The organism is Paraburkholderia gardini (assembly GCF_907164575.1).
GTDB classification, from domain to species: Bacteria; Pseudomonadota; Gammaproteobacteria; order Burkholderiales; family Burkholderiaceae; genus Paraburkholderia; species Paraburkholderia gardini.
Window position 1 is genome coordinate 85,106 of record NZ_CAJQYY010000002.1, and the last position, 14,264, is coordinate 99,369.

General features: G+C 64.5%; 9 protein-coding genes and 2 tRNA genes. 5 read left to right on the top strand and 6 right to left on the bottom strand.

Annotation, left to right across the window (positions count from 1 at the left end):
• Window positions 1–44: 44 nt before the first annotated feature.
• The gene (gene purL, locus LPA34_RS01885) at window positions 45–4,112 is read right to left on the bottom strand and encodes a phosphoribosylformylglycinamidine synthase (RefSeq protein ID WP_228974317.1); all 4,068 of its coding nucleotides are present in this window, start codon (window positions 4,110–4,112) and stop codon (window positions 45–47) included.
• Window positions 4,113–4,416: 304 nt separating this feature from the next.
• On the opposite strand from purL, the gene LPA34_RS01890 reads away from it, so the two are divergent.
• The 3 genes from LPA34_RS01890 to pgi all read left to right on the top strand — a co-directional run bounded on the left by LPA34_RS01890 (window position 4,417) and on the right by pgi (window position 9,535).
• A complete protein-coding gene (locus LPA34_RS01890; protein WP_228974320.1) occupies window positions 4,417–5,718 on the top strand; it encodes an FAD-dependent oxidoreductase in 1,302 nt (433 codons plus the stop codon).
• Between the two features lie 213 nt (window positions 5,719–5,931).
• On the top strand, window positions 5,932–7,527 hold the full coding sequence (locus LPA34_RS01895; protein WP_228974323.1) for an NAD(P)H-hydrate dehydratase: 1,596 nt from the start codon (window positions 5,932–5,934) through the stop codon (window positions 7,525–7,527).
• A 385-nt stretch (window positions 7,528–7,912) separates the two neighbouring features.
• Entirely contained in the window at window positions 7,913–9,535 is a 1,623-nt protein-coding gene (gene pgi, locus LPA34_RS01900; RefSeq protein ID WP_228974326.1) for a glucose-6-phosphate isomerase, read from the top strand.
• Window positions 9,536–9,620: 85 nt separating this feature from the next.
• Here pgi and LPA34_RS01905 read toward each other — a convergent pair whose 3' ends face one another.
• Window positions 9,621–10,310 (bottom strand): ABC transporter ATP-binding protein, encoded by a 690-nt coding sequence (locus tag LPA34_RS01905; protein ID WP_228974329.1) that lies wholly within the window; start codon window positions 10,308–10,310, stop codon window positions 9,621–9,623.
• A gap of 25 nt (window positions 10,311–10,335) precedes the next feature.
• On the opposite strand from LPA34_RS01905, the gene LPA34_RS01910 reads away from it, so the two are divergent.
• Both LPA34_RS01910 and LPA34_RS01915 read left to right on the top strand, forming a co-directional pair.
• Complete coding sequence (locus LPA34_RS01910; protein ID WP_411178756.1) at window positions 10,336–10,998, top strand: arylesterase; 663 nt, start codon at window positions 10,336–10,338, stop codon at window positions 10,996–10,998.
• Between the two features lie 141 nt (window positions 10,999–11,139).
• Window positions 11,140–11,478, top strand: a complete 339-nt coding sequence (locus tag LPA34_RS01915) for a hypothetical protein (RefSeq protein WP_228974331.1) — start codon at window positions 11,140–11,142, stop codon at window positions 11,476–11,478.
• A gap of 136 nt (window positions 11,479–11,614) precedes the next feature.
• On the opposite strand, the gene LPA34_RS01920 is transcribed toward LPA34_RS01915, so the two are convergent.
• From LPA34_RS01920 to LPA34_RS01935, 4 genes are all read right to left on the bottom strand, one after another.
• A complete protein-coding gene (locus LPA34_RS01920) occupies window positions 11,615–13,558 on the bottom strand; it encodes a SurA N-terminal domain-containing protein (RefSeq protein WP_228974333.1) in 1,944 nt (647 codons plus the stop codon).
• 87 nt (window positions 13,559–13,645) lie between these two features.
• Window positions 13,646–13,722, bottom strand: a tRNA-Asp gene (locus tag LPA34_RS01925).
• A gap of 45 nt (window positions 13,723–13,767) precedes the next feature.
• A tRNA-Val gene (locus tag LPA34_RS01930) sits at window positions 13,768–13,843 on the bottom strand.
• A 107-nt stretch (window positions 13,844–13,950) separates the two neighbouring features.
• Window positions 13,951–14,223, bottom strand: a complete 273-nt coding sequence (locus LPA34_RS01935; protein WP_007585907.1) for an HU family DNA-binding protein — start codon at window positions 14,221–14,223, stop codon at window positions 13,951–13,953.
• Window positions 14,224–14,264: the final 41 nt, after the last annotated feature.

The following is a 14,264-nucleotide window of genomic DNA, read 5'->3' on the forward strand; positions in this document are numbered from 1 at the left end:
CACCTACCTGCTACGGCGCCCGGTTCATCGCTCAGCGCGAATAATCAGCCCAGCCGGCGGCGCGCGTTCTGGAACACGCGCATCCAGGGGCTGGCCTCGCCCCAGCCTTCCGGATGCCAGCTCATCGTCACCGTGCGATGCACGCGTTCCATATGCGGCATCAGCACCGTGAAGCGGCCATCGGCCGTCGTCACCGACGTGATGCCCTGCTGCGAGCCGTTCGGGTTGAACGGGTACTGCTCCGTCGCCTCGCCGCGGTTGTCGACGTAACGCATCGCTACTGCCGCACGCGACGCGTCCCCCTGCTGCGAGAAGTCCGCGAAACCTTCGCCGTGCGCGACCGCGACCGGAATGCGCGAGCCTTCCATGCCGTCGAAGAAAATCGACGGCGACGGCTGCACTTCGACCATCGAGAAACGGGCTTCGAATTTCTCCGACTTGTTGCGCGTGAACTTCGGCCAGGCTTCGGCGCCCGGGATCATCGACGCGAGACTGCTCATCATCTGGCAGCCGTTGCAGATACCGAGCGCGAAAGTATCGGCGCGGCTGAAGAACGTCGCGAACATGTCGGCGAGCTGCGGATTGAAGCGGATCGTCTTCGCCCAGCCTTCGCCCGCACCCAGCACGTCGCCGTACGAGAAACCGCCGCATGCCACCGCGCCCGCGAAGTCGGCCAGCGTCGCGCGGCCGGACAGCAGGTCGCTCATGTGGACGTCGTACGCATCGAATCCGGCGCGATCGAACGCGTAGGCGGTTTCGAGGTGCGAGTTCACACCCTGCTCGCGCAGGATCGCGACACGCGGACGCGCGCCCCTGGAGATAAACGGCGCGGCGACATCTTCCGCCGGATCGAAGCTCAGATGCGGCGTGATGCCCGGATCGGCTGCATCGAGCAATGTGTCGTGTTCGGCATCAGCGCAGGCGGGGTTGTCGCGCAGACGCGAGATACGCCAGCTGACTTCGTCCCACGCGCGATGCAGCTCGGTACGCGGCGCTTCGTAGATCTTCTTCGCGTCGCGCCAGACTTCGAGCGTGTCGCGCTCGTTCGGTTTGCCGATCACGTGCGAGCACGCCGACAGGCCATGTTCGCGCAGCGCGCCCAGTACCGTATCGCGGTCCGCCGCGCGCACCTGGACCACTGCGCCGAGTTCCTCGCTGAAAAGCGCGCGAATCGTGCGGTCGTCGCGACGGCCGCTCGTCTGCTTCGCCCAGTCTTTCGCGTCGCCGTAGTCGGATTCGTGGTTCGGGTCGAGCACCAGCATGTCGACGTTCAGCGACACGCCCACGTGACCCGCAAACGCCATTTCCGCCACCGTCGCCCACAAGCCGCCGTCGGAGCGGTCGTGATACGCGAGCAGCTTGCCGTCAGCGTTGAGCGACTGGATTGCGTTGAAGAAGCGCTTGAGGTCTTCGGGATCGTCGACGTCCGGCACCGTGTCGCCGACCTGCTGCGTCACCTGCGCCAGAATGCTCGCGCCGAGGCGGTTCTTGCCGCGGCCGAGGTCGATCGCGATCAGCACCGTGTCGCCCACTTCGCTCACGCGACGCAGTTGCGGCGTGAGATGCCGCCGCACGTCCTCGATCGGCGCGAACGCCGAGATGATCAGCGAGACCGGCGCGACCACTTCCTTCGCGACGCCGCGGTCTTCCCACTTCGTGCGCATCGACAGCGAATCCTTGCCGACCGGAATGCCGATGCCAAGCGCCGGGCACAGTTCCATGCCGATCGCCTTGACCGTGTCGTAGAGCGCCGCGTCTTCACCCGGGCTGCCGCACGCGGCCATCCAGTTCGCCGACAGCTTCAGTTTATCCAGCGAGGCAATCGGCGCCGACGCAATGTTCGTCACTGCTTCGCCGACGGCCATGCGGCCCGACGCCGGCGCATCGATGACGGCGAGCGGCGTGCGCTCGGCCATCGTCATCGCTTCGCCGCGGAAACCGGCATAATCCGCCGCGGTGATCGCACAGTCGGCGACCGGCACCTGCCACGGACCAACCATCTGGTCACGCACGCTCGTACCGCCCACCGAACGGTCGCCGATCGTGATGAGGAACGACTTGCTCGCGACCGTCGGATGACGCAGCACGCTCACGGCGACTTCCGACAGATTCACGTGCGTGACGTCGACCGGCTGCAACGCGACCGTTTCGCGCTTCACGTCGCGATGCATGCGCGGCGGCTTGCCGAGCAGCACTTCCATCGGCATGTCGACGGGTTCGTGCGCGTCGGCGTTGTGTTTGTCCGTGTCGACGAGTTGCAGCTGGCGCTCGGCGGTTGCCACGCCGATCACCGCGAACGGGCAGCGCTCGCGTTCGCAGATCGCCTCGAACATCGGCAGATCGGCCGGCGCGATCGCCAGCACGTAGCGCTCCTGCGCCTCGTTCGACCAGATTTCGCGCGGCGACAGGCCGCTCTCTTCCAGCTGGACCTTGCGCAACTCGAAGCGCGCGCCTTTATCCGCGCCATCGACGAGTTCCGGGAACGCGTTCGACAGGCCACCCGCGCCGACATCGTGAATGCTCAGAATCGGGTTGTTCTCGCCGAGCTGCCAGCAGCCATTGATGACTTCCTGCGCGCGCCGCTCGATTTCCGGGTTGCCGCGCTGCACGGAATCGAAATCGAGTTCGGCCGTGTTCGTGCCGGTCGCCATCGAACTGGCGGCTCCGCCGCCCATGCCGATACGCATGCCCGGGCCGCCGATCTGGATCAGCAGCGAGCCTTCCGGCAGGTCGTGCTTGTGCGTGTGCTGGTCCGAGATATTGCCGATGCCGCCCGCGATCATGATGGGCTTGTGATAGCCGCGCACGCGGCCCGCGACGTTCTGCTCGTACACGCGGAAATAGCCGCCCAGATTCGGCCGGCCGAATTCGTTGTTGAACGCGGCGCCGCCGAGCGGGCCGTCGATCATGATCTGCAGCGGCGCAGCGATGCGGTCCGGACGGCCGTACGCTTCCTGCGTATCGGCCTCGTTGCGATGCGCGACGGGCTGCGCGGCGTCGCGGGCGTTTTCCCACGTTTCGCGCGCGTCAGGCAGATCGAGGTTCGACACGGTGAAGCCCGCGAGACCCGCCTTCGGACGCGCGCCGCGACCCGTTGCGCCCTCGTCGCGGATTTCGCCGCCCGCGCCCGTCGCGGCGCCGGGGAACGGTGAGATCGCGGTCGGGTGGTTGTGCGTTTCCACCTTCATCAGCGTGTGCGTGAGTTCGGTGTGACGGCCGTAGTGTTCGGCCATGTCGCCCGAGGGACCCGGCTTGCGCGGGAACCAGCGTTCCGCCATGCCGCCCGCCATGATCGACGAGTTGTCCGAATACGCGACGATCGTGCCCTGCGGGTTCAACTTCTCCGTATTGCGGATCATGTTGAAGAGCGAGATGTCCTGACGCTTGCCGTCGATCGTCCAGTCGGCGTTGAAAATCTTGTGCCGGCAGTGCTCGCTGTTCGCCTGCGCGAACATCATCAGTTCGACGTCGGTCGGATTGCGGTCGAGCTTGCTGAACGCATCGACGAGATAGTCGATTTCATCGTCCGCGAGCGCGAGGCCCAGTTCCGTGTTCGCGGCCTCCAGCGCCGTGCGGCCTTCTTTCAGGATGTCGACGGTTTGCAGCGGCTTCGCCGGCAGTTCGTCGAACAGATGCATCGCGTGATCGCGCAACGGTGCGACGCTTTCGGTCATGCGGTCGTGCAGCGCGGCGACGACGGCGGCGCGCGCCTCGTCGGAGAGCGCTTTCTTGCCGCCCAGCAGGCCCGACTTCAGGATCACCGTGTATTCGATACCGCGTTCGATGCGGCGCACGTTCGACAGGCCGCAATGCAGCGCGATGTCGGTGGCCTTGCTCGCCCACGGCGACACCGTGCCGAAGCGCGGCACCACGAGGACGGTTTCGGTCGTGCCGCGCTCTTTCACTGCGTCGAACGGTTCGCCGTAATGCATCAACGCCTCGATCTTCGCGCTGTCATCGGCCGAAAGCGGTGTCGATGCGTTGACGAAATGCAGGAATTGCCCGCGTACGCCGGTGATATTGGCGTCGATGCGGATCAGCGTATCGAGCAGGCGGGTTTGACGGAAATCGGAGAGGGCCGAAGCGCCGGGGAAACACGAGAAGTGGGCCATGGACTTGACGTTGCGTCGATCAGTCGCGCGTGCAGGCGACGGGAGGCGAAAGGAAGTCGGAGATTATACCTCGGGACGGCCCGTCAGACCCGCCCTACGTGGCGCGACTAACCTTCTGGCAGCAACGTCCGGCGCGGCCCGGCATCGCATGGCGCCGCAGCGGACAGCATGGCGGGCGGGCCCGTTTGGCTGCTATCATTCGCCCTTTCCACTGACTGGCGCGGCAGGTTCCCCCACCCGCGCCGCACGTCACGCACACGGGCTCGCCCGGTCACTCGCGTCCTGCCCGCAAATCGAAACAATCATGGATGTCATTGTCATTGGCGGTGGAATCACCGGCGTCGCCACCGCTTACCAGCTGCGCGCGGCCGGTCATCGTGTGTGCGTCGTCGAACGGCATGCGACGGTCGCCCAGGGCGCAACCTACGGCCACAGCGGCACCGTGCTGCCCACTGCGCTCGACGTCTGGTTCGGCCCGACCTTCATGGAAAACCGGCGCGCCGCGAAAAGCGGTGTGGTGACGAAGACCGGTTTCAATGCGGGTGCCCGCGATTTCCTGAAGCGCCTCGCCGCCTTGCAGGAGCCCACCGCGTTCGAAGCGCAGATGGGCCGCCTGCGCCCGCTGATCGAGCTGTCGCGCGATACGCTCGCCGATATCGAAGCGCATTTTGGCCTCGAGTTCGAGCAGCGCAGCGGCGTGCTTCACGTGGTGCGCTCCGCCCACGAATGGGAATTGACCCAGCCGGCGCTCGACCTGCTGCGCCGCCATGAAGTCCCGCATCACGTGCTCTCCGCGGCCGAATGCGCCGCGCTCGAACATTCGGTGCCGACCGACCCCGATTTCGCAGGCGGCGTGTACTTCGAAGCGGAACGCACCGCGAACTGTCCGCTCTTCGCCAAGCTCGTGAAGCAGCACCTCGACGAGCAAGGCGGCGTGACGTTCCAGACCGGCCGCGAAGTGACCGCGATCCGCGTCGACAACCAGCGTGCCGCTGTCGAACTGGCGCCGCGCACGGGCGAATCGTCGCGTTCGCGCGAAGTCGACGTGATCGCGGGCGACGCGATCGTCGTCGCGGCGGGCGTCGGCAGCCTGCCGCTGCTCGACCGGCTCGGCCTGCGTCTGCCGCTGCATCCGCTGCGCATGCATACGCTCGCAGCACCAGTCGCGCACGAAGAGTGCGTGCCTCATATGACCGTGATCGATGCAGTCAAACGCATCACGATCACGCGCATGAATCATCGGCTGCGCATTGCCGGCGGTGCGGTGGTGCAGCCGGCGAACCTCGTCGACAAGCCGCTGGGCGAGGCGCTCACCAGCGAAGCCCTCGCGTTGCTCGGCCAGGCCACGCACGACTGGATTCCGGGCGCCGCGAAGATCTCGGCGGCGCTGCCGTGGGAAGGCCTGAAGCTGCTGTCGCCGGATGGCTTGCCGCTGGTCGGCAACGCGTTGCATCCGCGGCTTTTCGTGAACGCGGGGCACGGACCGTCCGGTTGGGGAATGGCGTGCGGGTCTGCTAAAGTGATCGCTGATCTCTTCGCCGGTGCGACGCCCGATGTGCCGCCCGATACGCTTGCAGCACTGCGGCCGGAACGGTTTCGGGATTGAGGTTCGTCTGGCGCGGCGCGGTCGGGCTTGTTCCGCGTTGCTCTGCCAGGCAGGCCTCTCGTACAGTAAGACGGTAGCGGGCATGCGTTCGACGCGCCGCAGTTACAGCGGCTGCGCTGGCCCGCCGTCGAGCAGTCCCGGGCCGGCAGGCCTCGCCCGATCGCGCTCGAACCGGCACGCACCTTTTCCGTTTGTCTTCGTCCTGCCTGCGCCATGACCGACACTACGCCGCCCGCCTCCGCCAGCCCCTCCCACTCCGCCACGCTCGTCGATCCGTACGATCGTCCGCTGCCGCTCCTTTCGGTCGAAGCGTTGCGCTCGCTCGAAAAGGAGGCCGCCGCGCCACTCCCCGGGCATACGTTGATGGCCCGCGCAGGTGCTGCCGCAGCCCGCTTCCTGCTCGACCAGAACGCCCATGAATCGTTCGACTACGCCGACCATCCGGTCTGGCTGGTCGCGGGCCCGGGAAACAACGGCGGCGACGCGCTCGTGATGGCGACGGAACTGCACCGCGCAGGCCTCACGGTCGACGTCTGCATGCCGGTCGGGGTCAAGCCCGACGACGCCCGCTGGGCGCTCGAAGCCGCCCGTGCGGCAGGCGTGCCGATCGCGACGGCACCGCCAGCTTCGTTCGATCGCTACGGCTGGCTGGTCGACGGCATGTTCGGCATCGGACTCGTGCGGCCGCTCGAAGGCGTCTTCGCCGAGCTCGCCCGGACGTTGTCGGAACGTGCGCACAGCAAGGGGCACGTGCTCGCGCTCGATGTGCCGAGCGGCCTCGACAGCGATACCGGCAATGCCGTCGGTTCCGGCGCGGCCGTGCGCGCGACCCACACGGTGACGTTCATCGGCGCGAAGCCGGGGTTGTTCACGGCGTCGGGGCGTGATCTCGCGGGCTCGGTGACGGTCGCGCCGATCGGCGTCGAAGGCGCGGCGGCGCATACCCAGGTGCATCTGAACGCGCCGTCGCTGTTCGGTTCATCCCTGCCACCGCGCGATTTCGCGGTGCACAAGGGGACGTTCGGCAGTCTTGCGGTGATCGGTGGCGATACGGGCATGTGCGGCGCCCCGATTCTCGCGGCACGTGCCGCGCTCTACGCGGGGGCGGGCAAGGTACACATCGGGTTCATCGGCAGCGGCGCGCCTGCCTACGATGCGCCCCACCCCGAACTGATGCTGAACGGCGTCGACAATCTCGCGCTCGATACGATGGATGCGCTCGCGATCGGTTGCGGCATGGGCCGGCGCGACCGGGCTTCGGTCACGCTGCACGACGTGCTTGAATTCGCCGGCCCGATCCTGCTCGATGCGGACGCGCTCAACCTCATTTCGATGGACGACGAACTCGCCGCCGCGCTCCACGCGCGTGGCGCGCAAAACGGCCACGTGTGCGTGCTGACCCCGCATCCGCTCGAAGCCGCGCGCCTGCTCGACACCGACGCGCGCACGGTGCAAGCGGACCGGCTGGCCGCCGCGCGGTCGCTGGCGGCGCGTTATGCGAGTGTCGTCGTGCTGAAAGGAAGCGGCACGATCGTCGCCGCGCCGGATGGCCGCGTCGCGATCAATCCGACCGGCAACGCCGCACTCGCGACAGGCGGCACGGGCGACGTGCTTGGCGGCATCATCGGCGCGTTTCTCGCGCAGCGCCTGCCGGGGTATGAAGCGGCGCTGGCGGGCGTGTATCTGCACGGCCGCGCGGCCGATACGCTCACCGCGCAGGGTAACGGCCCTGCCGGTCTGAGCGCCGGCGAACTGGCGCCAATGGTGCGCACGCTGCTCAATCGCCTGTTCTATCCGCTGCGCGCGTGAAGCGGGTGCGTGTGCGGCTTTCGACCGGTCCGGTGAGCCGCGCGTGTACAACCCGCGTGCATAACCCTTGTGGCCGCCCTGGTCTGCTCTCAGCGCCTGTATCCGGCGCGAGCCACAGCGCCCTCGCCAACTGCTCCCATCATCTGCGATACGTGCACAGGGATGCGCGCCGTCATCCAACGCCGCTATACTGATCGACTGGGTGCATCGCTACGCCGGTCAACTACCTGACTGCATGGCGGCGCCCGAAACGCCGGAAGCATCCAGCACGCATTGAACAGCGCACGGCATCTGACGGCGCAGCGACGCTCCCGAACTTCATCGCTGGCGGCACATGCAGCATGCCGCCATCCATTCGTGTCATTTCGCCAGACGGACAGTTTATATGCCATCGAATCCGCTCCCCGCCTCGTCCGCGCTGCAAGCGCATTACGAACAGATCCGCGACGCGCACCTGCGCGACTGGTTCGCCCCCCGGAACGATCCCGCGCCGACCCGCGCCGAACGTTTCACGCTGTCGGGCGGCGGTCTCGCGGCTGATTTTTCGAAGAACCGCATCACCGACGAAACGCTGCGCCTGCTGGTTCAACTGGCGCGCGAAGCGGGCGTCGAAAAGCGCCGCGACGCGATGTTCGCCGGCGAAATCGTGAACCCGACCGAAGGGCGCCCGGCCTTGCACACGGCGCTGCGCGCCACCGATCCGAAAGCGCCGTTCAACGCGCAGGTCAAGGCCGAGCTGGCCAGAATGGCTGCGTTCGCCGACCAGGTGCGCAGCGGCGCGTGGACCGGATACACCGGCAAGCGCATCCGCTATGTGGTGAACATCGGCATCGGCGGCTCGGATCTCGGACCGAAGATGGTCGTGCATGCACTGCATCATCTCGCGTCGCCCGATATCAAGTCGTTCTTCGTGTCGAACGTCGACGGTGCGGACATGTACCGCGTGCTGGAGCAGATCGACCCGGAAGAGACGCTCGCGATCGTCGTATCGAAGACCTTCACCACGCTCGAAACGATGACCAACGCGCATTCGATGCGCGACTGGTTCGTGAAGAGCGGCTGCCCGGAAAGCGCGCTCGCGAAGCACTTCGTCGGCGTGTCGGCGAATCCGGCTGAAGTCGTGAAATTCGGCATCGCGAAGGAAAACGTCTTCGAGATGTGGGACTGGGTTGGCGGGCGCTATTCGCTGTGGTCGGCGTGCGGTCTGTCGATCATGATTTCGGTCGGTCCGGCGCACTTCGCGGAACTGCTCGCGGGCGCGAACGAGATGGACCAGCATTTCCGCGATGCACCGCTCGAACGCAATTTGCCCGTGCTGCTCGGCATGATCGGCATCTGGTATCGCAACTTCTTCGGCTCGCAGAGTTATCTCGTCGCGCCGTATTCGGAAGCGCTGCATTTCCTGCCTTCATACCTGCAGCAGCTGGAAATGGAAAGCAACGGCAAATCGGCCCGGCTCGACGGCGCGATCGTCGATTACCCGACGGCCGCGGTCACGTGGGGCGAACCGGGCACGAACGGGCAACACGCGTTCTTCCAGATGCTGCATCAGGGGCCGACGATCGTGCCGATCGATTTCGTCGCGGTACTCACGCCGGAACATCCGCTTGCCGGTCATCATCCGAAGCTGCTCGCGAACTGCTTCGCCCAAAGCGAGGCGCTGATGCTCGGACGCACGCTCGAAGAAGCGAAGAAAGTGGCGGGCCCGGACAAGCCGGAACTCGCGCCGCATCTGATGTTCCCCGGCAACCGCCCGACCACGACACTGCTCGTCGACGCATTGACCGCGCGCTCGCTCGGCGCGCTGATCGCGATGTACGAACACAAGGTGCTGGTGCAGGCGTCGGTGTGGAACATCAACCCGTTCGACCAGTGGGGTGTCGAGCTCGGCAAGATTCTCGGCAAGGTCGTCGAGGCGGATTTGACGGGGGCCTCCGTCGATGAAAAGAAGCACGATTCGTCGACGTCCGCGCTGATCGACCGCGCGCGGGCCGCATTGAAGCGCTGATTCGACGTAACACGCGATGGGCAAAAAAACGGACGCTGCGGCGTCCGTTTTTTTGCTTTGCGTGAGATGCAACTTCCCGCGAGGATCAGATGACCAGACGCCCTGCTTCTATCGTCACCGTTCTGTCGCAGCGCCGCGCGAGTTCGATATCGTGCGTCACGAGCACGAGCGTCGCGCCGTTCGCGCGGTTCATCTCGAACATCAGGTCGATCACGGCATGGCCGGTCGCGGCATCGAGGCTACCTGTCGGCTCATCGGCGAAAAGAATCGCCGGATGCGTGACGAACGCGCGCGCGAGTGCCACGCGTTGCTGCTCGCCGCCCGAAAGCAGCTTCGGATAATGTCCCGTCCGTTTGCCAAGTCCAACCTGATCGAGCAGCGCGCGCGCCCGCGTTGCGGCATCGCGCGTCGAGATGCCACCTTGCAGCTCGAGCGGCAGCGTCACGTTTTCGAGGGCGGTCAGATGCGGCATCAACTGGAACGACTGGAACACGAAGCCCACCGAGCCGCTCCTTAACGCGGCACGTCCGTCTTCATTGAGCTCGGAGAGCTCACGTCCGAGCAGGCGAACCGAGCCGGCGCTCGCGCTGTCCAATCCCGCCAGCAGGCCCAGCAACGTGGACTTTCCCGACCCGGACGCGCCGACGATCGCCACGCTGCTGCCCGGCTCGATCGAAAGATCGATATGATCGAGAATCGTCAGTTCGCCCGTTGCATCCCTAACCCGCTTGCTCAAACCCCGCACATCAATGACTGGATCAGTTTTATTTTGCATGGTGAAGCACAGGTTGAAAGTGCGCATGGTGGCGCTGGGCGCATCGATCTGCGCCGCTGCGTGGATGGCGATCGTGCCGCACGCAGCCGATGCCGCCAGCACGGCAACCCGCACCGCCGCGTCCGCATCCGGCAAACCGGTGATCGTCGTACTGGGTGACAGCATCTCCGCCGAGTACGGCCTGCCTCGCGATACCGGCTGGGTAGCATTGATGCGCCGGCGGCTGGCCGACGAGCGCATCGATTATAACGTTGCCAATGCAAGCATCAGCGGCGACACCACGAGCGGTGGACTCGCGCGTTTGCCTGCGTTGATGCAACGCCTGAAACCCTCGGTGGTGATCGTCGAGCTCGGCGCCAACGATGCCCTGCGCGGCGTTCCACTCGCCACAACCGAAGACAACCTTCGTACGATTATTGAGCAATCACAAAAGGCACGCGCGAAGGTTGTACTTGTAGGCATGTATGTGCCTCCTAATTACGGCCCGGAGTACACACAAAAGTTCCACGGCCTGTATGGCGATCTGTCGAAGCAGTTTCACGTGCCGCTCGTGCCGTTTCTGCTCGCCGGAATCGAGGACAAACCCGACATGTTCCAGGCCGATCAGATCCACCCCACACAGCAGGCGCAGCCTGTGTTGCTGAACAACGTCTGGCCCACGCTGAAGCCGTTATTGCACGCCCCCTGATCTCCGCAGTCCGTCGTCTCGACAGGTCTGCTAACAACTTGTTTCGAAAATGCGGGAACGAGGTAGGCCTTTGATCATCTGACACTATCGCCTAACCTTGAAAACCCGGCTCGAAATTGAGCGATTCTGGAAGGAGATAACGTGAAATACTTACCGCTTATCGCTTTGACCGTGGCACTTTCTGCCTGTGCAACGCAACCGCCGGCAGGTGTTCAGTCCGTCGGACAAAGTCAGCAGCCGCCAAAGGTCGTCGGCCAGTGTATTGCGCAGAAGTGGGCTGACAAATCGCAACAACAGGTGGTGTCGCAGGATACGCTCGCGAACGATGCCGCCATGGATGTTTACGTTCCGGGTCAGCAGCCGCCCAATGGCGCGGCCGCAATTGTGCGTCCGTCGTACAGCGGCCCGGGCTCGTGGGTCGGTTTCCGCTCAGGTGGCGGCGCCGGTGGCGACACGAGCGACATCACGGCCTGCCTGTAATATCAGCGTCGCTCATGTCATGACGTGAGGCTTTGCATCGCGCGATGTCGCGTTCATGAACAAAGCCCCGCTTGTGCGGGGCTTTGTTTTTCTGGCGGTGCGAGGCGCCCGTGTACCGGCGCCGCATCACGCCACGTCAGTCGGAACTGTCACCCGGCTGTTGTGCGGAGCCATCCAGCGCGCCGAAGAATTTCACCTTCGAACGTTCACGCAGCGCGTCGACATATGCCTCGACCTGCGATTGCGCATTGACCTGCGCGATCTGCTGCTGGGCGGCGGCGAGACGTTGCGCATCAACCGTGGGGCCCGGCACCACGGCGTTCACGCGATAGATCGCGTAACCGTCGTCGCCGAGATCGACACCCACATAGGCCGGCAGCTTCTGCGCATCCGTCTTGTAGATCGCGCTCAACGCGGCAGGCGGCACGCCTTGCGCGTCGTTGCGGGAGACCTTCAACGCCGACGAGAAGCCTTGCGTCGACTTCGACTTCTGCAGGTCCGCGAGCTTCGCCGCGCCGTCCTTGCGTGCCATTTCCGCCGACTGCTCCGCGATCACCTTCTGGCGCACGGCATCCTTGACGACGTCGAGTGCCGGCACCGTTGCTTCCTTGTAGTCGGTCACGTGCGCCGCGATCAGCGTGTTACTGCCAACGTCGATGGCCTGCGTGTTGTTCTTCGACTTCGTCGCATCGCTCGAAAATACCGCGGCCAGAAACTTCGTGTTGTTCAACGGGCTGTCGGGCGGCAGCTTCGCGTCAGGCTGCGGCGTGACCGTGGCGGTCTGGATCTGCAGCTTGTACTTGTCGGCGGCCGGTTGCAGGCTCTTCGCCTGCTCGTACACGACCGACGTGAAGCCTTCCGAGTCGTCAGCAAACGCCTTGCCAGCCTGCTGCGTCTTCAGGTCCTTGATGATCGAATCTTTCACTTCGTCGAGCGGCTTCGTGACGGCCGGCTTCACGTCCGTCACCTTGACAATGTGATAACCAAAATCCGTCTGCACGATGTCGCTGATTTCATCTTTCTTCAGCTTGAACACGGCGTCATCAAATGCCTTGCCACCTGCGATCATGCCCGGACCGAAGTAGCCCAGATCGCCGCCCTTCGACGCCGAACCCGGATCCTGCGAATCCTGTTGCGCGATCTGCGCGAACTGGTCCGGATGCGCCTTGACCTGTGCCAGCACTTCGTCGGCTTTCTGCTTCGCCTTGGCCCGGTCTGCCGCGCTCGCGTCTTTCGGCACCGCGATCAGGATGTGGCTCGCGCGCACTTCACCGTCGGTGCGGTAATGTGTAATGTTGTCGTCGTAGTACTTCTTGATGTCGGCGTCGGACGGCTGCACCGTTGCGGAAAGCACAGCCGGCGACATCACCAGGTACTGGATCGTCGCGGTTTCCGGTGTGGCGAACGCCTGACGATGCGCGTCGTAGTAAGCCTGCAACTGCGCGTCCGTGGGCTGCACCTTCGACGCGTAATCGCGTGCGCGGAACGCCAGGCCCTGCACTTCGCGCTGCTGTTCAGCAAGATCGGTGAGACGCTGTGCGAGTGTCTTCGAGGTGAACGCGCTCGACTCGATGGCCGCGGGCAATTGCTGCGTGGCAAGACCGTAACGTACCCGCTCGTCGTACTGCTCGGGCGTCATGCCCTGCATCGCAAGCAGCTGCTTGTAGCGGTCGACGTCGATCGTGCCGTTGGCATTTTTCAGCGAAGAAATGACAGGATCGGACAGCAACGTGCGGCGCACCGCGTCGTCAGACGCCGTCAGATGCAGGCGCTGCGTTTCATCGGCGAGCACACGCTCCTGAATCAGGCCGTCGAGCATGTCGCGGCGGCGTTCTGGCGTATCGAACGACTTCATGTCGAACCGTGCGCCGAGAACCTGACGTGCGCGATCGAGCTGCTGGCGCATCGCGTTGTCGTATTCGACGCGCGTGATCTTGTGACCGTTAACGCTCGCGACGTTCGCGCTCTCGTCAAAGAAACCGCGGAAGCCCTGGATACCGACAAATCCCAACCCCGGCACAATGACGAGGACGAGCATGAACATCATCAGGCGTTTGTGATTGCGGAAAAAATCAAGCATGCGTGAGGGTCGGCCAAAAACAGAACGCCCGATATTACAACAGCGGGCAATAAAAAAGGCGAACCGGGGTTCGCCTTTCGAAGATACTGGCGGAGTGGACGGGACTCGAACCCGCGACCCCCGGCGTGACAGGCCGGTATTCTAACCGACTGAACTACCACTCCTTTTGCACATCCTGACTGCTCGTTCGCTGCCGCGACATCGGGAACTGGTGGGTGCTGAGAGGCTCGAACTCCCGACCTACGCCTTGTAAGGGCGCCGCTCTACCAACTGAGCTAAGCACCCGTTCCGCGATTCACGTGAACTGCTCGTGCGTGCGCTGCACATCGAACTGACGCTGACTGATGCACTGTATCAGGTAGCTTTTACAAGAACCCCAGTCAGCGAGCCCATTAGTTTAGCGCATCCTTCAGTGCTTTGCCAGGCCTAAATTTAGGCACCTTGGCTGCCTTGATCTTGATCGCGGCGCCTGTGCGCGGATTGCGACCCGTGCGAGCCGTGCGCTTGCCCACGGCAAATGTACCGAAGCCAACCAGCGTAACAGAACCGCCCTTCTTCAACGTCCCTTTGACGCCGCCAATCACAGCATCGAGTGCACGCCCCGCTGCAGCTTTCGAAATGTCTGCTTGTTGCGCGATGTGATCGATCAATTCCGTCTTGTTCATTCCAGCCCCCGAGAATGTTATTGGGCAATCGTGATAGCGCC

Bases quoted from the DNA above. Each gene is read 5' to 3' on its own strand.
- purL (WP_228974317.1), bottom strand. From the start codon at position 4,112: ATGGCCCACTTCTCGTGTTTCCCCGGCGCTTCGGCCCTCTCCGATTTC.
- LPA34_RS01890 (WP_228974320.1), top strand. From the start codon at position 4,417: ATGGATGTCATTGTCATTGGCGGTGGAATCACCGGCGTCGCCACCGCT.
- LPA34_RS01895 (WP_228974323.1), top strand. From the start codon at position 5,932: ATGACCGACACTACGCCGCCCGCCTCCGCCAGCCCCTCCCACTCCGCC.
- pgi (WP_228974326.1), top strand. From the start codon at position 7,913: ATGCCATCGAATCCGCTCCCCGCCTCGTCCGCGCTGCAAGCGCATTAC.
- LPA34_RS01905 (WP_228974329.1), bottom strand. From the start codon at position 10,310: ATGCAAAATAAAACTGATCCAGTCATTGATGTGCGGGGTTTGAGCAAG.
- LPA34_RS01910 (WP_411178756.1), top strand. From the start codon at position 10,336: ATGGTGGCGCTGGGCGCATCGATCTGCGCCGCTGCGTGGATGGCGATC.
- LPA34_RS01920 (WP_228974333.1), bottom strand. From the start codon at position 13,558: ATGCTTGATTTTTTCCGCAATCACAAACGCCTGATGATGTTCATGCTC.
- LPA34_RS01935 (WP_007585907.1), bottom strand. From the start codon at position 14,223: ATGAACAAGACGGAATTGATCGATCACATCGCGCAACAAGCAGACATT.